The sequence below is a fragment of the Luteimonas dalianensis genome, from assembly GCF_049339425.1.
GTDB classification, from domain to species: domain Bacteria; phylum Pseudomonadota; class Gammaproteobacteria; order Xanthomonadales; family Xanthomonadaceae; genus Luteimonas; species Luteimonas dalianensis.
In genome coordinates this window covers 1-20770 of sequence record NZ_JBMPPO010000009.1, presented here as the reverse complement: position 1 = coordinate 20770, position 20770 = coordinate 1, and the positions used below count along the sequence as shown (strand labels likewise).

Annotated in this window: 19 protein-coding genes; 9 read left to right on the top strand and 10 right to left on the bottom strand. The window is 72.3% G+C overall.

The window, feature by feature from the left end; all coding sequences use genetic code 11:
* Nucleotides 1-2: 2 nt before the first annotated feature.
* The 3 genes from phaE to ACOZ90_RS13335 form a co-directional block, all read right to left on the bottom strand.
* Nucleotides 3-1121: a class III poly(R)-hydroxyalkanoic acid synthase subunit PhaE gene (gene phaE / locus ACOZ90_RS13345; RefSeq protein ID WP_422894139.1), complete on the bottom strand. Its 1119-nt coding sequence runs from the start codon at nucleotides 1119-1121 to the stop codon at nucleotides 3-5.
* A 64-nt stretch (nucleotides 1122-1185) separates the two neighbouring features.
* Nucleotides 1186-1827: a CDP-alcohol phosphatidyltransferase family protein gene (locus tag ACOZ90_RS13340; protein ID WP_422894138.1), complete on the bottom strand. Its 642-nt coding sequence runs from the start codon at nucleotides 1825-1827 to the stop codon at nucleotides 1186-1188.
* A 50-nt stretch (nucleotides 1828-1877) separates the two neighbouring features.
* Nucleotides 1878-3728, bottom strand: coding sequence for a 3-hydroxybutyrate oligomer hydrolase family protein (locus tag ACOZ90_RS13335; protein ID WP_422894137.1), 1851 nt, complete (start codon nucleotides 3726-3728; stop codon nucleotides 1878-1880).
* 85 nt (nucleotides 3729-3813) lie between these two features.
* Here ACOZ90_RS13335 and ACOZ90_RS13330 point away from each other — a divergent pair, with 85 nt between their 5' ends.
* Nucleotides 3814-4479: a response regulator transcription factor gene (locus tag ACOZ90_RS13330; RefSeq protein ID WP_422894136.1), complete on the top strand. Its 666-nt coding sequence runs from the start codon at nucleotides 3814-3816 to the stop codon at nucleotides 4477-4479.
* Nucleotides 4480-4492: 13 nt separating this feature from the next.
* Here the strand turns inward: ACOZ90_RS13330 and ACOZ90_RS13325 are convergent, their stop codons facing one another.
* Together ACOZ90_RS13325 and ACOZ90_RS13320 are read right to left on the bottom strand one after the other, a co-directional pair.
* A complete protein-coding gene (locus tag ACOZ90_RS13325) occupies nucleotides 4493-4981 on the bottom strand; it encodes an NUDIX hydrolase (RefSeq protein WP_422894135.1) in 489 nt (162 codons plus the stop codon).
* Between the two features lie 23 nt (nucleotides 4982-5004).
* Nucleotides 5005-8331 carry a hybrid sensor histidine kinase/response regulator gene (locus ACOZ90_RS13320; protein WP_422894134.1) on the bottom strand — a complete coding sequence of 1109 codons (3327 nt, stop codon included), beginning with the start codon at nucleotides 8329-8331 and terminating at the stop codon, nucleotides 5005-5007.
* A gap of 142 nt (nucleotides 8332-8473) precedes the next feature.
* Between ACOZ90_RS13320 and ACOZ90_RS13315 the strand changes: the two genes are divergently transcribed.
* The 5 genes from ACOZ90_RS13315 to pxpA are packed head-to-tail and all read left to right on the top strand — an operon-like array spanning nucleotide 8474 to nucleotide 12032.
* Nucleotides 8474-9145, top strand: coding sequence for a dienelactone hydrolase family protein (locus ACOZ90_RS13315; RefSeq protein WP_422894133.1), 672 nt, complete (start codon nucleotides 8474-8476; stop codon nucleotides 9143-9145).
* A gap of 17 nt (nucleotides 9146-9162) precedes the next feature.
* Entirely contained in the window at nucleotides 9163-9594 is a 432-nt protein-coding gene (locus ACOZ90_RS13310; RefSeq protein ID WP_422894132.1) for an HIT domain-containing protein, read from the top strand.
* Nucleotides 9591-10313, top strand: a complete 723-nt coding sequence (gene pxpB / locus ACOZ90_RS13305; RefSeq protein ID WP_422894131.1) for a 5-oxoprolinase subunit PxpB — start codon at nucleotides 9591-9593, stop codon at nucleotides 10311-10313. Before ACOZ90_RS13310 ends, pxpB begins: the two co-directional genes overlap by 4 nt.
* Nucleotides 10310-11278: a 5-oxoprolinase subunit C family protein gene (locus ACOZ90_RS13300; protein ID WP_422894130.1), complete on the top strand. Its 969-nt coding sequence runs from the start codon at nucleotides 10310-10312 to the stop codon at nucleotides 11276-11278. Before pxpB ends, ACOZ90_RS13300 begins: the two co-directional genes overlap by 4 nt.
* Nucleotides 11271-12032 (top strand): 5-oxoprolinase subunit PxpA, encoded by a 762-nt coding sequence (gene pxpA, locus ACOZ90_RS13295; RefSeq protein ID WP_422894129.1) that lies wholly within the window; start codon nucleotides 11271-11273, stop codon nucleotides 12030-12032. Before ACOZ90_RS13300 ends, pxpA begins: the two co-directional genes overlap by 8 nt.
* Before the next feature lie 54 nt (nucleotides 12033-12086).
* Here pxpA and dcd read toward each other — a convergent pair whose 3' ends face one another.
* A complete protein-coding gene (dcd, locus tag ACOZ90_RS13290; protein WP_422894128.1) occupies nucleotides 12087-12662 on the bottom strand; it encodes a dCTP deaminase in 576 nt (191 codons plus the stop codon).
* Nucleotides 12663-12750: 88 nt separating this feature from the next.
* Entirely contained in the window at nucleotides 12751-13620 is an 870-nt protein-coding gene (gene apbC / locus ACOZ90_RS13285) for an iron-sulfur cluster carrier protein ApbC (RefSeq protein WP_422894127.1), read from the bottom strand.
* Between the two features lie 128 nt (nucleotides 13621-13748).
* Between apbC and ACOZ90_RS13280 the strand changes: the two genes are divergently transcribed.
* From ACOZ90_RS13280 to rnfB, 3 genes are all read left to right on the top strand, one after another.
* Nucleotides 13749-14174: a DUF2147 domain-containing protein gene (locus tag ACOZ90_RS13280; protein WP_422894126.1), complete on the top strand. Its 426-nt coding sequence runs from the start codon at nucleotides 13749-13751 to the stop codon at nucleotides 14172-14174.
* 127 nt (nucleotides 14175-14301) lie between these two features.
* On the top strand, nucleotides 14302-16374 hold the full coding sequence (metG, locus tag ACOZ90_RS13275; protein ID WP_422894125.1) for a methionine--tRNA ligase: 2073 nt from the start codon (nucleotides 14302-14304) through the stop codon (nucleotides 16372-16374).
* A gap of 14 nt (nucleotides 16375-16388) precedes the next feature.
* Nucleotides 16389-16844 carry an Rnf electron transport complex subunit RnfB gene (rnfB, locus tag ACOZ90_RS13270; protein WP_422894124.1) on the top strand — a complete coding sequence of 152 codons (456 nt, stop codon included), beginning with the start codon at nucleotides 16389-16391 and terminating at the stop codon, nucleotides 16842-16844.
* On the opposite strand, the gene ACOZ90_RS13265 is transcribed toward rnfB, so the two are convergent.
* The 3 genes from ACOZ90_RS13265 to mutL are packed head-to-tail and all read right to left on the bottom strand — an operon-like array spanning nucleotide 16805 to nucleotide 20601.
* A complete protein-coding gene (locus ACOZ90_RS13265) occupies nucleotides 16805-17800 on the bottom strand; it encodes a TraB/GumN family protein (RefSeq protein WP_422894123.1) in 996 nt (331 codons plus the stop codon). The genes rnfB and ACOZ90_RS13265 overlap by 40 nt on opposite strands.
* Before the next feature lie 29 nt (nucleotides 17801-17829).
* Nucleotides 17830-18780 carry a DUF1684 domain-containing protein gene (locus ACOZ90_RS13260; RefSeq protein ID WP_422894122.1) on the bottom strand — a complete coding sequence of 317 codons (951 nt, stop codon included), beginning with the start codon at nucleotides 18778-18780 and terminating at the stop codon, nucleotides 17830-17832.
* Nucleotides 18781-18783: 3 nt separating this feature from the next.
* A complete protein-coding gene (gene mutL, locus ACOZ90_RS13255) occupies nucleotides 18784-20601 on the bottom strand; it encodes a DNA mismatch repair endonuclease MutL (protein ID WP_422894121.1) in 1818 nt (605 codons plus the stop codon).
* Nucleotides 20602-20770 lie beyond the last annotated feature (169 nt).

Here is a 20770-nt window from a genome sequence, read left to right as displayed (position 1 = left end):
TATCAGCCCTCCCCGCGCGCGGCGGCTTTCTTCGCGGCGGCCTTTTTCGTCGCGGTCTTCGTGGTGGCTTTCTTCGCGGCTTTCTTCACTGCCTTCTTCGCCGCCTTCTTCACGGCTTTTTTCGCAGCCTGCTTCGTCGCCGCCCCGGTTGCCTTCTTCGCCGCCCGGCGAGCCGGTGCGGCGGATGCCTGCGCCGGTGCGGCCTGCGCCGCCTGGATCGCATCGCCCAGCCGGCGCACGGTGCGCTCGAGCTGCACGATCTTGCGGTGCGCGCCGTCCAGCTCGGTGCGGGTGGGCATGTCGAACATCGCGCAGGCCTGCTCGACCTGGGCCTGGATGCCCGCACGCACGCGCATCTGCGCGTCCACGAGGTCGCCGTAGACGGTGCGGAACTCCGGCGACAGGGCGATTTCGGCGTACGCCTCCTCGGCCGCGTCCACCCACAGGTCGAACAGCGCCCGCGGCGACTCGATCTGCCGGCCCGGCTCCTCGCGCTCGGCCAGCTTCTCCTCGAAGATCTCGAAGGCCGACTGCCCGGCCTTGAGCATCAGCCCGTTGTAGGCGCTGTTGGCTTCCTGGTATTCCACGTGCGCCAGGGCCAGCGCCTGCGCGCGCTCCTGGTGTTCGCGGGCCAGGCCGAAGGCCGGCATGCCGAGCCAGCCCCGGCCCTCCCTGAGCATCGCGTCCAGGTAGGGCGAGGCATCCTCGACCCACTGATCCAGCCCCTGCAGGCCGTGCCCGCGCATGGCCCGGAACATCTCGGGGAACGGGTTCTCGCCGCTGGCACCCATCGCCTCGCGCCAGGCCGCGGCGATGTCGCGGGCGCTGCTGTCGCGGCCGGCGAAACGGGTGGCGACCTGCTGCATCTGCCCCAGCCAGTCGCGCGCCTGGGTGTTGAAACGCTCCATGGTATCGTTCACGCCGAGCCGGTTGCCGTGGGCCTGGCGGCTCCACCAGTCCACCGCGTCATGCCAGGCCTGCATCCCGGCCCGGGCCCCGGCCTGGCCGGCCGCGCCGGCGGCCGCATCGCGCATGCTCTCGCTCCACGCGCCCCAGTAGCGCTGCGCCAGCTGCTCGAAATCCGGCGAGCCCCACGGGCCCTGCCTGTCGTTGTCCGCCATCATGCTCTCCCGCGATCGTTGGCCCGATCATAGCAACCGCCCGCGTCGCCGGCGTTGCGGTTTTTCAGGGCTTGGGAATGCGCAGGGTGCGGCTGATCATCAGGGTTCCGGACAGCGCGTACACCAGGCTCAGCGGGTGCAGCTGCCACGGCCCCAGCTGCCAGGCGCCCAGCCACAGCGCGTCGCCGACCAGGCCCTGCCAGGCCAGCGCCGCCAGGCCCAGCACGATGAACATGCTGGTCGGGATCGGGGTGCCTTCGAAGTGGGTCACCTTGCCCTCGTCACCGGCCAGCTGCTCGGCGGTGACGTTGTACCGGGCCAGCCTGCTCACCCCGCAGGCGACGAAGTAGCCCAGGATCAGCCAGTCCCAGCCGCCCTGCATGCCGCAGGCGTAGCCGATCGCCGCCGGCGCCACGCCGAACGAGATCACGTCGGCCAGCGAATCCAGCTCGCGGCCCAGGGTGGAGGCCACCTTGCGCCAGCGGGCGACGCGCCCGTCCAGGGCGTCGAACACGAATGCCAGCGGGATCAGCGACATCCCCAGCATCAGGTCGACGGGATTGCCGTGATCCAGGTAGCGCATGGCCGCCAGCACCGCCCAGGTGCCGCACAGCGCATTGGCCAGGGTGAACCAGTCGGCCAGATGGAAGCCGCGCAGCATGGAGAAGTGGCGGCCGCGCGGCGGCTTCGATTCGTTCGTCGTCATCCGCAGATCGTGCCAGAAAACGGCTCGCTGCAGCGTGGCGAGCGCGTGATCTAGGGGATGGCGAGCTGTGCCGGCGTGGGCGCGGCGTTGCCGTCGCGGGGCAAGGGCGTGATCACTGCATCGGCCGGCAGCGGCCCTTCGCCGTCCAGGTGGGCGACGACCCGGTCAAGCGCCGCGTGCACGTAGGGAATCAGCGGCACGTAGCGGCTCGCATAGTCCGGCAGCACCAGGAAGCCGTCGAAGTGCTGGGCCTGGTTCACCCGCCAGAGCGACACCTCACGGCCCGCCTCGCGCGCCCAGGCCGCGTACGGATCGCTGGTGAAGGCGATCGGGATCAGGCCGTCGTCGACGCCGTGCACCAGCACCACCGGCAGACCCTCGCGCGGCAGGCCGGCGCGGGTGGCCTGGACTCCGGCCTGTACGCGCCGGGCGTCCCCGCCCTGCTCCACGGCCAGCGCGCGCAGGCACTGCAGGCCGGCCCAGGCCAGATCCGGCGCGGCCAGCTTCGGGTCGATGATCCCCACCCCGCTGCCCGGCGGGATCCCGCCGGCATCGCTCCACCACGCCGCGCGCTCGGCGGCGGTCGCCGGGCGCGGGCTGAAATCGGCGTTCTGCGCCGAGAAGCCGACGCCGCAGGGATGCTCGCCGGCGCGGTAGCGGCCATAGGCCGAAGCGTAGGTGACGGCGACCGAGCGCCACAGGTCGAAGTCCACCGACAGCGCGCCGGCGCGCAGGGCCTGTTCGCTCCAGCCGGCGTCCAGCAGGCGCTGCCACGCGGAGTCCGCCTGCGCCGCCATGTCCGCGCCTTCCACCAGCCCCGCCTCAGCCAGCGACGCGCAGCGGGCGGCCTTGAGCGGATCGGCCGCGGGCGTCAGCGGCGACACCGGGAGGTCGTCACGGCCGGCCAGCGCGCACGGCATCAGCAGCGCCGCCTCGGTGGTGTAGTCGTACAGGCTGCGCGAACCGGCGCCGCCCGAGTACACGCTCGGCTCGCCGGCGACCACCGCGTCCAGCCAGTTGCCTTCCAGCTCGGCCGCGCGCAGCACCGCGCCGCCGCCGTTGGAAATGCCGACCGCGATGATGCGGGTATTGTCATGGTTGAACGGCGCCGACGCCGGCAGCGCCTGGTTGAGCTGCTCCAGCGCGAAGTCCGCGGCCTGGCGCACGTGGCGGCCCCAGTCGGCCTCCGGGTTGTCCTGCGAATGCCCGTGGGCGAATGCGACGCCCGTTGCCCCGTCCGCCGCATCGGGCGTGAACACCGCGTCCGGCCCCGCGGCACCCGCGTTGCCCGCCGCATCAATGCCGAGGCCTGCGTCGAGATCGAAGTAGTCGCTGCCCGCGCCCTTGTCGGTATAGGCCACCGCGCAGCCGCGCGGCAGGCCCCAGGCACCGGCGACCGAGATCGAGCCGTAGATCCCGCGCGAACCGGACGACGCGGTCACCACCACGCAGGGCCTGTCCGCATCGAACGCGTCGGGCAGCTGCAGCATCACCCGGTGCGGATGGTTCGCCCCCGGCACCCGCGCCAGCGCATGGAACTCGCGGCCCGGCACCGGCTCCAGGCTGCCGTAGCCCTCGCCCAGGCCGCCCGGCCGCAGGTCGGCGATGCCGCGCCAGCTTGTCCACAGCGCGCGCCGGCGCAGTTCCGCCACGCTCGGCCGCTCGGGGTCGGCAAACGCCGGCGCAACCGGGGCCCGCAGCCCGGCCAGCCCAAGCCCGCCGCTGAGCAGGTCGTCTGCGCCGCGGTGCTCGCTGCTGCGCTGGTCGCTGAAGCTCATGGCCTGCCCCACTTCCGGCTGGCCGCCCGAGGCGCAGGCCGCCAGCAGCAGCGCCGCAAGCGCGGGCGCGGCGGCACGGAGCGGGGGGCGGAGGGAGTACGCATGACGGGATTGTGCCTTCATGCGGCGACGATAGCAGCGACCTCCCGTGCCGGCATCGTACTTTGGTACCAGCATGCCGCCGCGGGGCACCGCCTACAATCGCGCCATGCCCACGCTGCTGATCGCCGACGACCATCCGCTGTTCCGCGCCGCGCTGCGCGGGGCCGCGCTGGAGGCCGCGCCCGACACCGTCGCCTGCGAGGCAGCCGAGTTCGACGGCGTGATCGGGCTGCTGGAAACGCGCCCGGACATCGACCTGGTGCTGCTCGACCTGCACATGCCCGGCAACCACGGCCTGGCCGGCCTGGCCGCGATCCGCGCCCAGTTCCCGGCGGTGGCGGTGGTGCTGGTCTCGGCCAACGAGGATCCGCAGGTGATCCGCCGCGCGCTCGACCACGGCGCCGCCGGCTACATCCCCAAGAGCGCCGGCCTGGACGAAATGCGCGAAGCCATCCGCACCGTGCTGGCCTGCGAGCAGTGGCTGCCGCCCGCGCTGCGCGGGCCGGTGGATCGCGCCGACTCCCTGCCGCGCGACGCCGACCTGGCCGCGCGCCTGGCCAGCCTCACCCCGCAGCAGTTCCGGGTGCTGACCCTGGTGGCCGAGGGCCTGCTCAACAAGCAGATCGCCGACCGCCTGGACGTGCAGGAGCGCACGGTGAAGGCGCACCTGTCGGCGATCTTCGAAAAGCTCGGCGTGCGCAACCGCACCCATGCCGGCGTGGTATTGCGCGAGCTGGAAATCGGCGACCCGGCGCGCCAGGTGCAGGACTGAACCCGGGCGCGGCTCAGACCCGCGAGTAGTTCCAGGACTGCATGCGCCCGTCGCGATACGGCATCACGCCGTGGAAGGCGCGCGGGTCATCGTCGAACACCAGCGGCAGGAAGTTGCGGTCGCCCTCCCACAGCGGGAGCTCGGGGATCCTGTCCAGCGGCACCCACTCCAGGCTGCCCTCCGGATTGGAGGTGAACGGCGTGCCGCTCCAGCGGTCGATCACGAACACGAAGGCCAGCCAGTCCTCGCCGGCCTTGCCGAAGCCGGGCCAGCTGATCGTGCCCCGCAGGCGCATCGCCTCGCACGCGATGCCGGCCTCCTCCAGGATCTCGCGGCGCATGCCCGCCACCACGTCCTCGTCCGCCTCGAGCTTGCCGCCCAGCCCGTTGTACTTGCCCAGGTGCTGGTCGTCGCTGCGGGCGTTGCGGTGAACAAGCAGCGCCTCGCGTCCATCGGGAGACAGCACGTAGCCGAGCGTGGCGACAATAGGCGTGTAAGGCATCCGCCCATTGTATCCAGCCGCGCCTACGCCTGGGCGGCGAGCATGCGGTCGAGGACGGACTTGAGCGCCAGCGGGCGCACCGGCTTGGACAGCAGCGACAGGCCGTTGTCGAGCACGTCGCGACGCACCTCCACGCCGTCATCGGCGCTGAGGATCAGCGTCGGCCGCTGGCCGAACCGCTGCGACAGCCGCGCGTGCAGGGCCACGCCGGTATCGCCGTCATCCAGGTGGTAGTCGAACAGCCACAGCCCGCACGGCTGCGCTTCCAGCACCTGTTCCGCCGCCCCGCCGCCGGCCACAGCTTCCACCTCGCAGCCCCAGCCGCGCAGCACGCCGGCCAGCGCCTGGAGCGCGACCGGGTCGTTGTCGACCACCAGGATCCGCGCATCCGCCAGCTTGGCCCGCGTCGGGCCGGCGCCGGCCCCGCGCACCCCGGCCACCCGTTCCAGCGAGAGCGAAAACACCGTGCCCTGCCCGACCCGGCTGCGCACCCGCAAGGGCGCGTCCAGCAGCCGCGCAATGCGCTCTGAAATCGCCAGTCCCAGGCCCAGCCCCTGCCCGGCGGCGCCGTCACCGCGCCGGAACTCCTCGAAGATCGATTCCAGCTGCGCCTCGGCGATGCCCGGGCCGGTGTCGTGCACCTCCACCCGCAGGCCGGACCCCTCCACCCGCACCCCCAGCAGCACCCGGCCGCTGGCCGTGTAGCGCACGGCATTGGCGAGGAAGTTCTGCAGCACCCGCCGCAGCAGCTGCGGGTCGCTGTTCGTCCAGGCCGAACTGGGCCGGTAGCGGAAGCCCAGCCCGCGCGCCGCGGCCAGCGCGCCGAACTCCGAGGCCAGCGGATCGAGCACTTCCGACAGCGGGAACCGCCGCGGCTGCGGCACCAGCCCGCCCGCCTCCAGCCGCGACATGTCGAACAGCCCGGTCAGCAGGTCGCTGGTGGAATCCAGCGCGCCGCGGATCTGCCCGAGCTGCTCGCGCCGTGGCGCATCCTCCAGCTGCCGCGCCAGCGAATCGGTGAACAGCTGCGCCGCGTGCAGCGGCTGCAGCAGGTCGTGGCCGACCGCGGTCAGGAACCGGCTCTTGGCATCGTTGGCGCGCTCGGCCTCGCGCCGCGCCTGATCCAGGCTGGCGGTGCGCTCGGCCACGCGCTGCTCCAGGGTTTCGTTGACCTGGCGCAGCGCGTCCTCGCTGCGCCGGAACGCGGTCACGTCGGTGAAGGTGGCCACGAAGCCGCCGCCGGGCATCGGATTGCCGCGGATCTCGATGATCGCCCCGCCCGGGAACCGCCGCTCGGTCACGTACGGGGTGCCGGCGCGCATGTGCTCCAGCCGCTTCTCCACTTCGGCATCCATCCGCCCATCGCCGGCCAGCCCGCGGCGGGCGTTGTGGCGCACCAGCTCGGCCACCGGCACCCCGACCCGCAGCAGCTCGGGCGGATATCCGAACAGGACGGCGTAAGGCGTGTTCCAGGCCACCAGCCGCAGCTCGGCGTCGACCACGCTGATGCCCTGGCTCATGTTCTCAAGCGCCGCCTCCAGCACCCGCTGGTTGAAGCGCAGATCCTGCGAGGCCTCGCCGACGATCGCCGCCACCGTCTCCAGATCCGGCCCCGCCTCGCGCCGCGCCGCGTCCAGCAGCAGCCGCGCCGAGGCGCTGCCCAGCACCGCCGACAGCTCGCGCTCCAGGCGCGATGCGATCTCCACCGGCACCGGCCCGGCCGCCGGGGCACCGGCCAGCAGCCGCTCCACCTGTCCGCGCGGCAGGAACCGGAGCCCGGCGCTGCGCAGGGTCTGGCGATCGGCCGTGCCGGATCCTCCGGAGCGCTCGCGGCGGTCGGCCATGCCCACCAGCACCGTCACCAGCGTGCCCGCGAACAGGCTGGTACCCACGGCGCGGCCGAGCCGGCTCCACCCGGTCAGCCCGAACAGCCCGTCCGGCGACAGCCATCCCAGCCCCAGCGGGCCGCTGGCCAGCCACTGCGCGTCGCCGCCCCCGGCAAACGCCGGCACCAGCATCACCCAGGCCCACACCGCGAACGCCGCGACGACCCCCGCAGTCGCCGCCCGCGGCGGCGTGCCCGGCCGCCACACCGCGAACGCCAGCGCCGGCGCCAGCGTGGCCAGCGCCGAGAATGACACCGCGCCGATGTCGGCCAGCACGTCGCTGTCGCCGACCAGCCGCCCGTAGCCCCACGCCAGCAGCATGATCGCCACGATCCCCACCCGCCGCAGCAGCAGCAGCCCGCCGCGGTGGTCGCGCTCGGCGGCACCCGGCCGCGCCCACGCGCCGCGCAGCAGTCCCGGCGCGAACCAGTGGTTGCCGATCATCAGGCTCAGCGTCAGCGTGCTCACGATCACCATGCCGGTGGCCGCGCTCAGCCCGCCCAGGAACGCCAGCAGCGCCACCCCTTCGCCGCCCTGCGACAGCGGCACCGCCAGCACGTACATGTCCGAGGGCACGCTGTCACCCAGCAGCGCGGTGCCGGCCCGCGCCAGCGGCAGCACCGGGATCGCGATCAGCAGCAGGTACAACGGGAACTGCCAGCGCGCGGTGCGCACGTGGCGCTCGTCGCGGCACTCCACCACCGCCACGTGGAACTGGTGCGGCATGATGAACATCGCCAGCGCGCCCAGCAGCACCAGCGGCATGAACCCGCCGCCGGCCACTGGCGGCGGGGGCGGCCCCTCGGGCAGCGGCCCCAGCGCGAACAGCACGAACGCGCCCAGCGCCAGCATCGCCCCGAGCTTGAACAGCGACTCGAACGCCATCGCCAGCACCAGCCCGCGGTTGTGCTCGGCGGCGCTGACCCGGCGGGTGCCGAACAGCATGGTGAACAGCGCCATCGCCAGCGCCACGTACAGCGCGCTGTCGCTCCACGCCGGCACCTGGGCCACGTCGACCACCGCGGTGCCGGTCAGGGTGCCGAAGCTCATCGTCACCGCCTTGAGCTGCAGCGCGATATAGGGAATCAGGCCCAGCGCGGCCACCAGCGTGACCGTGGCCGCCAGCCACGGATCCTTGCCCAGGCGGGTGGCGATCAGGTCGGCCAGCGAAGTGGCGTTGCTCTCGCGCGCAAGCCGCACCAGCCGCAGCATGAAGGCGAAGGCGACCGCGTAGAAGATGATCGCGCCCAGGAACGTGGGCGGCAGCGGCCAGCCGTGGCGGGCGGCCTGGGTGATGGTTCCGTAGAACGTCCACGAGGTGCAGTGCACCGCCAGCGACAGCGCGTACACGTGGCGCCACTGCCCGGCCAGCAGTTTGGGATGGCGCTCGCCGTACAGCGCCGCCGCGAACAGCACCCCCAGCCACAGCAGCGCCGCCACCACCACCACCGCCACGCTCAGCATGCCCGCCTGCCTTTCCGATCCGGTTGCTGCCCCATGCCGCTGCGTCACCTCCCATGCGACGCAGGCGAGGATAGCGCAGCGCGCCCACGCCGGCCGCGGACTGGCTAGAATCGGGGGCAACGGCAGCAACGCGGAGGCAGGCATGGGTCGGGCCATCGCCCTCACCACCCGCCACGGCACCATCGATGGCTGGCGCGCGGATCCGCTGGACGGGGCGCAGCGGGGCGCGCTGGTGGTGGTGCAGGAAATCTTCGGCGTCAACGAGCACATGCGCACCGTGGTCGAGCGCTACGCCGCCGAAGGCTACGTGGCCGTGGCGCCTGACATGTTCGCGCCGGTGCAGCCCCACGTGGAACTGGATTACGGCGAGGACGGCTTTGCCCAGGGACGCGCCCTGGCGGCGGAGCTGGGACTGGAGCGCGCGGTGGACATCGTTGCCGCCGCCGCGGCGCAGCTGCGCGCGGAGAGCTTCGCCACCGCCGTGGTCGGCTTCTGCTGGGGCGGCAGCGTGGCCTGGCTGGCCAACACCCGCCTGGGCCTGCCGGCGGTGAGCTATTACGGCGCGCGCACGGTGCCGCTGCTCGGTGAAAAGCCGCGCGCGCCGATGCTGTTCCACTTCGGCGCCGATGACGAAGCGATTCCCGAGGCCGACATCCAGGCCCACCGCGAGCGCCAGCCCGAGGCCACCGTCCATGTCTACGAAGGGGCCGGCCACGCCTTCAACCGCGACGTCGACCCGCGCCACCACCATCCGGCCAGCGCCACCCTGGCCCATCGGCGTACCCTCATGTTCCTCGAGGGCGCGCTGGCCTGAACCACGGAGAACGGCCCATGGCACGAAACTCCACCCCCGACGCCTACAGCCTGGATCCGCGCCTGGCCGCGGACTCGCATCCGCTGCACGCCCTGCCGCTGAGCGAACTGCGGCTGATGGACGACGCCAACTACCCGTGGCTGGTGCTGGTGCCGCGGGTCGCCGGCGCGCAGGAGCTGATCGACCTGGATCCGGCGCAGCGCCGGGCATTGAGCGACGAGATTGACCTCGCCCTGCACCTGCTGCGCGACTGCTTCCGCCCGCACAAGCTCAACGTCGCCGCGCTGGGCAACCTGGTGCCGCAGCTCCACGTGCACGTGATCGCCCGCTTCGAGCACGACCCGGCGTGGCCGGCGCCGGTGTGGGGCCGGGTCGCGGCGCGGCCCTACTCGCCCGAGGCGCTGGTCGAGCGCATTTCGATGCTGCAGGCCGCGTTGCCGCAGCGGTGAGCGGGCTGCGGATCGAGCACCTCGGGGAGGACGCGCTGCTGCTGCGCCTGGGCGAACGGATCGACCCGGCGCTCAACGCCCGCGTGCACGCGCTGGCCGCCGCCATCGACGCCCGGCGGCCAGGCTGGCTGCGCGACATCGTGCCGGCGCACGCGAGCCTGGCCCTGTTCGTCGACGTCGACATGCTCGATGCCGACGACCCGCACATGGAGCAGACGCCGCTGGCCCGGGCCGAAGACTGGCTGCGCGCGCAGGGGTTGAGTGTGGACGCCGGCAACGCGGTACCGGGCGAACCGGAGCCGGCCGTGATTCCGATCCGCTACGGCGGCGCGTTCGGCCCGGATCTGGAGGCGCTGGCCGCCGCGGCCGGGCTGGACACGGAGGCCGCGATCGCCCTGCACGCCGGCGGCGAATACCGGGTGGCGATGCTGGGCTTCGCCCCGGGGTTTCCCTACCTGGGCGGACTGGATCCGCGCCTGGCCGCGCCGCGCCGGGCGACGCCGCGGGTGCGGGTGGCCGCGGGCAGCGTCGGCATCGGCGGCACCCAGACCGGCATCTATCCGCGCCAGGGCCCGGGCGGCTGGAACATCATCGGACGCACGCCGCTGCGGCTGTTCGATCCGACGCGCGACGCGGCCTGCCTGCTGGCACCCGGGCAGCGGGTGCGCTTCCGCGCCATCGACGACGCCGGGTTCGAACGGCTGGAGGCCGCCACGTGAGCATCCGCGTGCTTGCACCCGGACTGGCCACCGCGATCCAGGCGGGGCCGCGCAGCGGCCAGCGCCACCTCGGCGTCGCCGGCGCCGGCGCGCTGGATCCGTACTCGCATGCGGTCGCCAACCTGCTGGTGGGCAACGCGCCGCAGGCACCGGTGCTGGAGATCACCCTGTCCGGCCCGACGCTGCGCTTCGAACACGCCGCGCGCATTGCCCTGTGCGGGGCGGAGATCGACGCCGGGGCCGGCGGCGGCGCGCTGCCCGGCTGGCGGCCGCTGCTGCTGCCCGCCGGCGCGGAGCTGGCGCTGGGCCGCTGCCGGGCCGGCGCCCGCGCCTACCTGGCCGTGGCCGGCGGATTCGAAGTCGCCGACGTGCTGGGCAGCGGCAGCACCGACCTGGCCACCGGCTTCGGCGGATTCTCCGGTCGCTGCCTGCGCGAAGGCGACGTGCTCGCCGCGGGTCGGGACGACGCGAACGACACCGGCGACATCCACGCCCCGGGCTGGTGGGTCGACCCCAGCCCCGAGCTGGACTTCGAAGCCTCGCCGCAGCCGGTGCGGATCCTGCCCGGCGGCGACGCCGCGCGGCCGCCGCCGAAGCTGCTGGATGCCCAATGGCGGGTGCTGGCCGCCAGCGACCGCCAGGGCCTGCGCCTGCGCGGCCCGGCGCTGGATCCCGGCCCCGGCGACCTGCGGCCGTCCGAGCCGGTGACCCCCGGCACCGTCCAGCTTCCGCCCGACGGCCAGCCGATCGTGCTGCTGGCCGACGCCCAGACCCACGGCGGCTATCCGCGCGTCGGCCACGTGATCCGGGCCGACCGGCCGCGGCTGGCGCAGCTGCGGCCCGGCGACGCGCTGCGCTTCGTGGCCTGCACGCCCGCGCAGGCCCACCAGGCCCTGCGCGAACAGCGCCAGCGCTTGCAGCGGATCGCGCTGGCCATCCACGCCAGGAGCCAGGCGCATGCGTAGGCGGATCGACTTCAACTGCGACCTGGGCGAAGGCTGCGGCGACGACGCCGCGATCGCGCCGTGGATCTCGTCGGCCAGCATCGCCTGCGGCGGCCACACCGGCGACGCGGCCAGCATGCGCCGCGCGGTCGCGCTGTGCCTGGAGCACGGCGTCGCCATCGGCGCCCACCCCGCGTTCGAGGATCGCGCCCATTTCGGGCGGCGGGAGCTCACGGTCACCCCCGAGGGCACGCACCTGCTGATGCGGCGGCAGGTCGAGGCCCTGGCTGAAAGCTGCGCGCGCGCCGGCGCCGTCCTGCACCACGTCAAGCCGCACGGCGCGCTCTACAACCTGGCGGCCCGCGACGACGCGCTCGCCCAGGCCGTTGCCGATGCGGTGCGCAGCGTCGACGCCTCGCTGTGGCTGTACGCGCTGGCCGGCTCGCGCCTGGTCAGCGCCGGCCGCGCCGCCGGCCTCCGGGTCGCGTCGGAGGCCTTCGCCGAACGCCGCTATGCGGCCAACGGGCAGCTGGCTCCGCGCGGCGAGGACGGCGCGGTGATCGAAGGGCTGGCCCCCGCGCTGGCCCAGGTTCGAACCATGCTTCGCGAAGGCGCGGTGCCCGCCATCGACGGCAGCCGCGTACGCATTGATGCCGATACCCTGTGCCTGCACGGCGACCGTGAAAACGCGGCCGGGTTCGCCCGGGCCCTGCGCGCCGCGCTCGAAGCCGAAGGCGTGAGCGTGGGTACGCCCGGGGGGACGCCAGGTTCGTGAGTGGCGGCGGCGGCCATGGGCGCGAAGCCGCGAGACGCCTCCCCCCGGCAATCCTCAGGTGCGCGGCAGGGTCACCCCGGTCTGCCCCTGGTACTTGCCGCCGCGATCCTTGTAGGAGGTCTCGCAGACGTCATCCGCATCGGCCTGGAAGAACAGCATCTGGGCCACGCCCTCGTTGGCGTAGATGCGTGCCGGCAGCGGGGTGGTATTGCTGAACTCCAGGGTCACGTGGCCCTCCCACTCGGGCTCGAGCGGGGTCACGTTGACGATGATCCCGCAGCGCGCGTAGGTGCTCTTGCCCAGGCACACCACCAGCACGTCGCGCGGGATCCGGAAGTATTCCACCGTGCGCGCCAGCGCGAATGAATTCGGCGGGATGATGCAGACATCGTCGACCACGTCGACGAAGCTCTTGGGATCGAACTCCTTCGGGTCGACGATCGTCGAGTTGATGTTGGTGAACACCTTGAACTCGCGCGAGCAGCGCACGTCGTAGCCGTAGCTGGAGGTGCCGTAGCTGACGATCCGGTTGCCGTCCACGTGCTTCACCTGGCCCGGCTCGTAGGGCTCGATCATGCCGCCGGCGGGCTCGGACATGCGCCGGATCCAGCGGTCGCTCTTGATGCTCATGCTCTAGTGCCCCTCACGCGGCCAGAAGTCCAGCCGCGCATTCTATCCCCGCCGCTCCGTGGAGCGGGCCTGCCGTGACGCTGCCCCCTCAGAGCAGCGACGCGGAAATCGGCATCTTCGCCCGCGGCCGCTTTGCCAGCTCTTCCAGCAGCCGCCCGGCCAGGTCGCGGTAGGCCTGCGCGGCCGGCGAATCCGGCTGGGCGGCCACCAGCGGGAAGCCGACGTCGCCCTGCTCGCGGATGCGGCTCTCCAGCGGCAGCGAGCCCAGCAGCGGCACGCCGTAGCGGCTGGCCATCTGCTGCGCCCCGCCCTGGCCGAACAGGTGCTCCACGTGCCCGCAGTTGCTGCACACGTGCTGGGCCATGTTCTCGACCAGCCCGAGGGTGGCGATGTCGACCTTCTCGAACATCTTCAGCGCCTTGCGCGCGTCCAGGGTGGCCACTTCCTGCGGCGTGGTCACGATCACCGCGCCCGCCACCGGGATCTTCTGGGCCAGGGTCAGCTGGATGTCGCCGGTGCCCGGCGGCAGGTCGACGATCAGGTAGTCCAGGCCCTGCTCGCCGCCCCAGCGGGTGTCGCCCAGCAGCTGGGTCAGCGCCGAGGTGGCCATCGGGCCGCGCCAGATCATCGGCGTGTCCTGCTCCACCAGCAGCCCGATCGACATCGCCTCGATGCCGTGCGCGCGCAGCGGGATGATCGACTTGTTGTCCGGGCTCTGGGGGCGTTCGGTCAGCCCGAGCATGGTCGGGATGCTGGGCCCGTACACGTCGGCGTCGAGGATCCCGACCCTGGCGCCGGTGCCCGCCAGGGCCAGCGCGAGGTTGACGGACGTGGTCGATTTGCCGACCCCGCCCTTGCCGGAGCCGACGGCGATGATGTTGCGGACGTTGGGGAGTGGCTTCAGCTCTCCCTGGACCGCGCGCGGATGTACCGGGGTGCTGCTGTTGTCTGTCTGCATGGCGCCATTCTACCGATCCCCGCTGCCGGGTTCCTGACCTGGGGCAAGGACTTGCCGGCCGATCGGGTATAACAGGGCCACACGGGCCGGGCGTTCCCTTCCGGCCTCCCGGATCAGGAGAAACAGCAATGCGCATTCGAACTTTCCTCGCCGGCCTGGCCCTGCTGCCGCTCGCCGCCGTCGCCCAGTCCGGCCCCGAGGGCCGCTGGAAGACCATCGACGACGACACCGGCAACGCCAAGTCCATCGTCGAGATCAGCCGCGCCGCCGACGGCACCCTGCAGGGCACGGTGGTGGAGATCCTGCAGTCCGACAAGGGTCCCGATCCGGTCTGCGACAAGTGCTCGGGCGAGCGCAAGGATCAGCCCATCCAGGGCATGACGATCCTCTGGGGGATGACCCCGAAGGACGGGGACTGGGCCGGCGGCACCATCCTGGATCCGGCCAACGGCCGCAGCTACCGCGCCAAGATGGAACTGCACGCCGACGACAGGCTGGGGGTGTCCGGCTGCGTGACGTTCATCTGCCGCGAACAGATCTGGCAGCGCGAGTAGGCCGGCACCCCCGGCAATGCCTCGCGGCCCGGCTCCTGCCGGGCCGGCTGCTGTGCGCGAACCGCACCGGGCCGGCCCCGGCAGCGGCCGCATGCGATAATCGCCTGCCTTTCCAGCGCCCCACGCCATGTCCCGCACCGCATACGTCAGCACCGCCCTGCCCTACGCCAACGGCCACCTGCACCTGGGCCACCTGGTCGGCTACATCCAGACCGACATCTGGGTGCGGGCGCGGCGCATGGCCGGCGGCACCGCCTGGTACGTGTGCGCCGACGACACCCACGGCACCCCGATCATGCTCGCCGCCGAGAAGGTGGGCACCACGCCGGAGGACTTCATCGCCGGCATCCAGGCCTCACACGAGCGCGACTTCGCCGACTTCAGCGTGGCCTTCGACCACTACGGCTCGACCCATTCGGACCGCAACCGGGCGATGACCGAGGCGATCTACGCCCGCCTGGACGCCGCCGGCCACATCGCCCGGCGCACGGTGGAGCAGTTCTACGATCCGGCCAAGGGCATGTTCCTGCCCGACCGCTACATCAAGGGCACCTGCCCGCGCTGCGGCACGCCCGACCAGTACGGCGACAACTGCGAGCACTGCGGCGCCACCTATGCGCCGACCGACCTGAAGGAGCCCAGGTCGGTGCTGTCGGGCACCACGCCGGAGCTGCGCGAGTCGGAGCACTTCTTCTTCGAACTGGGCAATTTCGAAGGCTTCCTGCGCGAGTGGCTGGCCGCCGACGTGGCCGTGCCCGGGGTCAAGGCCAAGCTGCAGGAGTGGCTGGAGGGCGAAGGCGGGCTGCGCGCCTGGGACATCTCCCGCGACGCGCCCTACTTCGGCTTCCAGATCCCCGGCCACCCGGGCAAGTTCTTCTACGTCTGGCTGGACGCGCCGATCGGCTACCTGTCCGGGTTCCAGGCCCTGTGCGAGCGCGAGGGGCTGGACTTCGAGTCCGAGTTCGCGCCCGGCAGCGATGCCGAGCTGCACCATTTCCTGGGCAAGGACATCATCAACTTCCACGGCCTGTTCTGGCCGGCGGTGCTCAAGGGCGCCGGGCTGCGCGTGCCCACGCGCCTGCACGTCAACGGCTACCTGACCGTGGACGGGGCCAAGATGTCCAAGTCGCGCGGCACCTTCATCATGGCCCGCACATACCTGGACAGCGGCCTGCACCCGGAGGCGCTGCGCTACTACTTCGCCGCCAAGTCGTCGGGCGGCGTCGACGACCTGGATCTGAACCTGTCGGACTTCGTGACCCGGGTGAACTCGGATCTGGTGGGCAAGTTCGTCAACCTGGCCAGCCGCTGCGCCGGCTTCATCAACAAGCGCTTCGACGGCCGGCTCGCGGACGCGCTGCCCGATCCCGCCATGTACGCGCGATTCGTCGACGGCCTGGGCCCGATCCGCGCGGCCTACGAGCGCAACGAACCGGCCACGGTGCTGCGCCTGACCATGGCCCTGGCCGACGAGGCCAACCGCTACATCGACGACAACAAGCCGTGGGTGATCGCCAAGCAGGAAGGCGCCGATGCCGAACTGCAGGCGGTCTGCAGCCAGGGCCTGAACCTGTTCAGGGTGCTGGCCGCGGCGCTGCGGCCGGTGCTGCCGGGCATCGCCGCCCGGGTGGAAACCTTCCTCGCCGCGCCGCTGGCCGCCTGGGGCGACCTGGACGCGCCGCTGCTGGGCCACCGCATCAACGCCTACGAGCCGCTGTTCACCCGCCTGGATCCCAAGCAGGTCGACGCCATGGTCGAGGCCAGCCGCGACACCCTGGCCGGCCCCGCCCCCGAGGCCGCGGCGGCGAAAACGAAGGCGAAGGACGGCAAGAAGGCCGCGCCCGCGAAAGCCGAGCCCGAGGCGCCCGGCGTCATCGGCATCGCCGACTTCGCCAGGCTCGACCTGCGCATCGGCAGGGTCGTGGCCTGCGAGCTGGTGGAGGGCTCGGACAAGCTGCTGCGCTTCGAGCTCGACGCCGGGGAGCTGGGCAAGCGCCAGATCTTCTCCGGCATCCGCGCCAGCTACGGCGAGCCGGAGAAGCTGGTGGGCCGCAGCGTGGTGTTCATCGCCAACCTGGCGCCGCGCAAGATGCGCTTCGGCCTGAGCGAAGGGATGATCCTGTCCGCCGGCTTCGACGACGGCCCGCTGGCCCTGCTGGACGCCGACGACGGCGCGCAGCCGGGCATGCCGGTACGCTGACCCGGTGATGGCGGATGGCCAGCGGAGCTGACCCGCTTGATCTGGTCGAACGCATCGACCGGATCCTGCCGCAGACCCAGTGCCGCCAGTGCGGCTTCGACGGCTGCCGGCCCTACGCCGAAGCGCTCGCCCGCGCGGAGGCGGACATCGACCGCTGCCCGCCCGGCGGCGACGCCGGCGCGCGGGCCCTGGCCCGGCTGCTGGGCCTGCCCGCCAAACCCTACGACCGCGCCCGCGGCAGCCACAAGCCGCCGCAGGTCGCGCTGGTGGTGGAAGCCGACTGCATCGGCTGCACCAAGTGCATCGTCGCCTGCCCGGTGGACGCGATCGCCGGGGGCAGCAAGCTGATGCACGCGATCATCGAACCGCTGTGCACCGGCTGCGAGCTGTGCGTGCCCGCCTGCCCCGTCGACTGCATCGTGATGGTGCCTTACTCCGCGCAGGCCGTGCAGATGCGCTCGACCTCGTAGCCCTTCGCCTCGAGCTTCTCGACCACGCCGTCCTCGCCGACCAGGTGCAGGCCGCCGACCACCACCAAGGTGTTGCCGCTGCCTTCCGGCGCCAGCATGGCTTCCAGCTGCGGCAGCCACGCATCGTTGCGGTCGACGTTGATGCGCTGGTACACGGCCGGGAACTCGTTGCGCATTTCCACCGCCATCTCGTCCCAGAGGAACTGCGCGTCGCCGTTGCGCCAGGCGTCGTGCAGGCGGGCGATCTCGGCGCGACCCTCCTCGCCAGTGCTCTCCAGCGACGACTGCAGGAACTGCACCTGCTCTTCCGGGGTCATCCCGGTGAACAGCGCGATCTGCTGCTCCGAGGTCTCCAGCCCCGAGGTCGGCTTGTCCGCCTCGGCCGCGCGGCCGGCCATGTGGTTGTCCAGCCCGAGTTCGGGATCCAGGCCGTACTTGCCCATCTCGGTGACGGTGACCATCAGCGAGACGAACCACGGGTGGAACATCTGCAGCACCTGCGGCGGCAGCTGCATCTGCTGCAGGGCCTCGGCGTTCTCCTCCGTCCAGGCCTTCAGCGCGGCGGCGGTTTCCTCCGGCAGCGCGCTGTCCAGCGGGGTGCCGTCGGTGCGCATGGCCGCCTGGCCCATCTTCATGCCCAGCTCCGGCGACTGCAGCTCGGCCGGCGGGATTTCAAAGACCACCGCGTCGGAATCGGCGAACGCCGCGTCCACGTCCGGCGACAGCGGGTAGTCCTCCGGCTTGAGCAGGTGGAACGAACCCAGCAGGTACACCGAGCGCTCGCCCGCGCTGGCCTTCCACAGCAGCGGCACCGGCGGCTCGGCGGCGGCTGCGGGAGCCTGGGCAGTCGCCTGCTGCGGCTGTTCGGCCAGCACGGCGCCGCTGAAGGCGAACGCGGACAGCGTCAGCAGCAGGGAGGGGACGAGATGGCGTCGGGTGAGGCGTCCTTTCAGCATTTCCTTGATCTCCAGTGGTGTCGGGTCGGTCAGCCGGCAGGCGGGGCATGCGCCTTTTCGCCGGCGGTAATGGCCAGATCGAGGCGGTTTTCCGGCGGCGGCAGCGGACAGGTCGCGTAGTTGGTGAACGCGCAGGGCGGATTGTAGGCACGGTTGAAGTCAAGCACCACGCGGCCGTCCGCATCCGGCGCCGCGGCGTCCAGATAGCGTCCGGCACCGTAGCTGCCCTGCCCCGACGTGCGATCAGCCAGGATCAGAAGCAGCCCGCCTTCACCATCGTCCAGCGCCTGCAGGCTGAAGGCCTGGCCGTCGCGCCCGAACTCGACCACGCCCGGATTGGCCATCGCCTCGGTGCCGCCGATGATCGACGCGATGTCGAGCGTCGTTCCCGGCGGATGGGCAACGAAGCGGCCCTCGATGCGCCACGCCGGATCCGCCGGCCAGACCTCGATGCCGGTGAACCCGGAGCGCGTGGCCGCTTCGAGATGGCGCACGCGCACCGCCTGGCGGCCGGCGCGGCGGATGATGCCCAGCTGGCCCAGGCCTTCGTCGAAGTCGACCAGGGTCGGCTCGGGGCTGCGGTCGTCATGCAGTTCGATCCGGCCGGTCACCGGCGCGCCGCCGACGCTGAGCGCCACGCCGCGCTCGGGGGTCAGGTACAGCCGCCCGCCGGTTCGCTGCAGCAGGCCCAGCCGGGGCGGCCCTTTCGCCAGCCGCATGCCGCTGTCGCTGCCCAGGTAATGGGCGTCGAGGTCGATCCAGTGCAGGCCCACCAGCCCCGTCCATCCGTCTGCTGCCAGCAGCTGCTCGTGGCGTTCGTCACGCCAGGCGTCGTGCGCGGCAATGAACGCCGCATCGGCCGCCGCCTTCGCCGCCGCGGCCGGGCCGTCTTCGCCGCCGTTGCTCCCTGCATCACAGCCGCCCAGCGCCAGCAGCAACAGCGCCGCCGCCAGCATTTCCCGTCCCCTTGTCATTCCCATCGGCTACCGCCCCCTCATGAACCAGCGATCGATCTCTGCAAGGCTGAAGCGCGCCCAGGTCGGCCGGCCGTGGTTGCACTGGCCGGAGCGCTCGGTTTCCTCCATCTGCCTGAGCAGCGCGTTCATCTCCGGCAGCGTCAGCCGCCGGTTGGCGCGCACCGAGCCGTGGCAGGCCATGGTGGACAGCAGCTCGTCACGGGCGCCGGCCACGCGCCGGCTGGCGCCGTGCTCGCGCAGGTCTGCCAGCACGTCGCGCAGCAGCGCCTCGGTATCCCCTTCGGCCAGCAGCGCGGGCACCCCGCGCAGCAGCAGCGCGCCCGGCCCGCTGCGCGAGACTTCAAAACCCAGCTCGGCCAGCGTCGCCGCCTCGCGCTCGGCCACCTCGGCCTCGCGCTCGGACACCGCCACCGGCTGCGGCACCAGCAGCGGCTGCACGCGCAGGCCCTCGCTGTCGTGCGCGCGCTTGAGCTTCTCGTAGCCGATGCGCTCGTGGGCGGCGTGCATGTCCACCACGATCAGGCCGTCCGCGCACTGGCTGAGGATGTAGATCCCGTGCAGCTGGGCCAGCGCATAGCCCAGCGGCGGCGCCGCGGTGTCGTCGGCCGCGGGCATCGACGTGGACGCGGCCTCGGGCTGCCAGGGTGCCGCCTGCACCGGCGGCGCAGCGCCTGCGTACAGCGCGGCGTAGCCCGCGCGCGCCTCGTCGGTGCGCAGCGCCAGGCCCGACTGCGCATGGGCCTGGAACGGCTGCGGCCCGCGCCCCGGCGCCCCGGCGCCACCGAACGCACCGCCATCCGCGGATTCCGCCGCCGCGGCCTGCTGGCCGGCGCGGGTATCGGCCAGCGCCTGCTGCAGCGTGCGGTAGACGAAGTCGTGCACCAGGCGCGAATCGCGGAAGCGCACCTCGTGCTTGGCCGGATGCACGTTCACGTCCACCCGCGCCGGATCCAGTTCCAGGAACAGCACGTAGGCCGGCTGCCGGCCGTGGTACATCACGTCCGAATAGGCCTGCTTGACCGCATGGGCCACGCTGCGATCGCGCACGCTGCGGCCGTTGACGTACAGGTACTGCTGGTCGGCGCTGGCGCGCGAATACGCCGGCAGCGCGATCCAGCCGTGCAGCCGCAGCCCGGCGCCCTCGTGCTCGACCCGCAGCGCGTGGCGGGCGAACTCCGCGCCCAGGGTTTCATGCAGGCGCTCGTCGGAGAACAGCTCGCCGCCACCCTTGTAGCGGCGCGACGGCTTGCCGTTGTGCGAGACCCGCAGCTCGACGTCCGGCCGCGCCAGCGCCAGCGAGCGCAGCCATTCCTCGATATGCCCCAGCTCGGTACGCTCGGCGCGCAGGAAGCGCCGCCGCGCGGGCACGTTGTAGAACAGCTCGCGCACTTCCACCGTGGTGCCGGGCGGATGCTGGCGCGGGCCAACCTCGCCCACCACGCCGCCTTCCACCGGCAGCGCCATGCCGTGCGCGTCGCCAGCCTGCCGCGAGGCGATCAGGAAGCGGCTGACCGACGCGATGGAAGGCAGCGCCTCGCCGCGGAAGCCGAGCGTGGCCACCATCTCCAGGTCGTCGAGCGAGGCGATCTTGCTGGTGGCGTGGCGGGAGACGGCCAGCGGCAGCTGTTCGGCCGGGATCCCGCCGCCGTCATCGCGCACGCGGATCAGCCGCGCGCCGCCTTCTTCAAGCTCGATATCGACCCGGGTGGCACCGGCGTCAAGGGCGTTTTCCACCAGCTCCTTGACCACCGAAGCGGGCCGTTCAACGACCTCTCCGGCGGCAATCTGGTTGATCAGGACATCGGGCAGCGGCTGGATATTCACCCGGCGATGATAGAGGGAGCACGCCATGGGCGCGAAGCTTCGTGGCATTTGGCAAGGAACGAGCTCGCGGGCGGCCCGGGTCTCCGCATGCCCTTGGCGGGACACGCCGTGAACCCATCCATGGGGGCTTGTCTGCGCCGTCCATGGCGCAGACAGTCCCGCCAAGGGC

What these genes read in the sequence shown, in the direction of transcription:
- ACOZ90_RS13325 (WP_422894135.1), bottom strand. Translation starts at nt 4,981, where the DNA reads ATGCCTTACACGCCTATTGTCGCCACGCTCGGCTACGTGCTGTCTCCC.
- pxpA (WP_422894129.1), top strand. Translation starts at nt 11,271, where the DNA reads ATGCGTAGGCGGATCGACTTCAACTGCGACCTGGGCGAAGGCTGCGGC.
- ACOZ90_RS13330 (WP_422894136.1), top strand. Translation starts at nt 3,814, where the DNA reads ATGCCCACGCTGCTGATCGCCGACGACCATCCGCTGTTCCGCGCCGCG.
- ACOZ90_RS13315 (WP_422894133.1), top strand. Translation starts at nt 8,474, where the DNA reads ATGGGTCGGGCCATCGCCCTCACCACCCGCCACGGCACCATCGATGGC.
- metG (WP_422894125.1), top strand. Translation starts at nt 14,302, where the DNA reads ATGTCCCGCACCGCATACGTCAGCACCGCCCTGCCCTACGCCAACGGC.
- ACOZ90_RS13310 (WP_422894132.1), top strand. Translation starts at nt 9,163, where the DNA reads ATGGCACGAAACTCCACCCCCGACGCCTACAGCCTGGATCCGCGCCTG.
- ACOZ90_RS13320 (WP_422894134.1), bottom strand. Translation starts at nt 8,331, where the DNA reads ATGCTGAGCGTGGCGGTGGTGGTGGTGGCGGCGCTGCTGTGGCTGGGG.
- dcd (WP_422894128.1), bottom strand. Translation starts at nt 12,662, where the DNA reads ATGAGCATCAAGAGCGACCGCTGGATCCGGCGCATGTCCGAGCCCGCC.
- ACOZ90_RS13335 (WP_422894137.1), bottom strand. Translation starts at nt 3,728, where the DNA reads ATGAAGGCACAATCCCGTCATGCGTACTCCCTCCGCCCCCCGCTCCGT.
- rnfB (WP_422894124.1), top strand. Translation starts at nt 16,389, where the DNA reads ATGGCCAGCGGAGCTGACCCGCTTGATCTGGTCGAACGCATCGACCGG.
- ACOZ90_RS13340 (WP_422894138.1), bottom strand. Translation starts at nt 1,827, where the DNA reads ATGACGACGAACGAATCGAAGCCGCCGCGCGGCCGCCACTTCTCCATG.
- ACOZ90_RS13265 (WP_422894123.1), bottom strand. Translation starts at nt 17,800, where the DNA reads ATGCTGAAAGGACGCCTCACCCGACGCCATCTCGTCCCCTCCCTGCTG.
- ACOZ90_RS13280 (WP_422894126.1), top strand. Translation starts at nt 13,749, where the DNA reads ATGCGCATTCGAACTTTCCTCGCCGGCCTGGCCCTGCTGCCGCTCGCC.
- phaE (WP_422894139.1), bottom strand. Translation starts at nt 1,121, where the DNA reads ATGGCGGACAACGACAGGCAGGGCCCGTGGGGCTCGCCGGATTTCGAG.
- apbC (WP_422894127.1), bottom strand. Translation starts at nt 13,620, where the DNA reads ATGCAGACAGACAACAGCAGCACCCCGGTACATCCGCGCGCGGTCCAG.
- ACOZ90_RS13260 (WP_422894122.1), bottom strand. Translation starts at nt 18,780, where the DNA reads ATGGGAATGACAAGGGGACGGGAAATGCTGGCGGCGGCGCTGTTGCTG.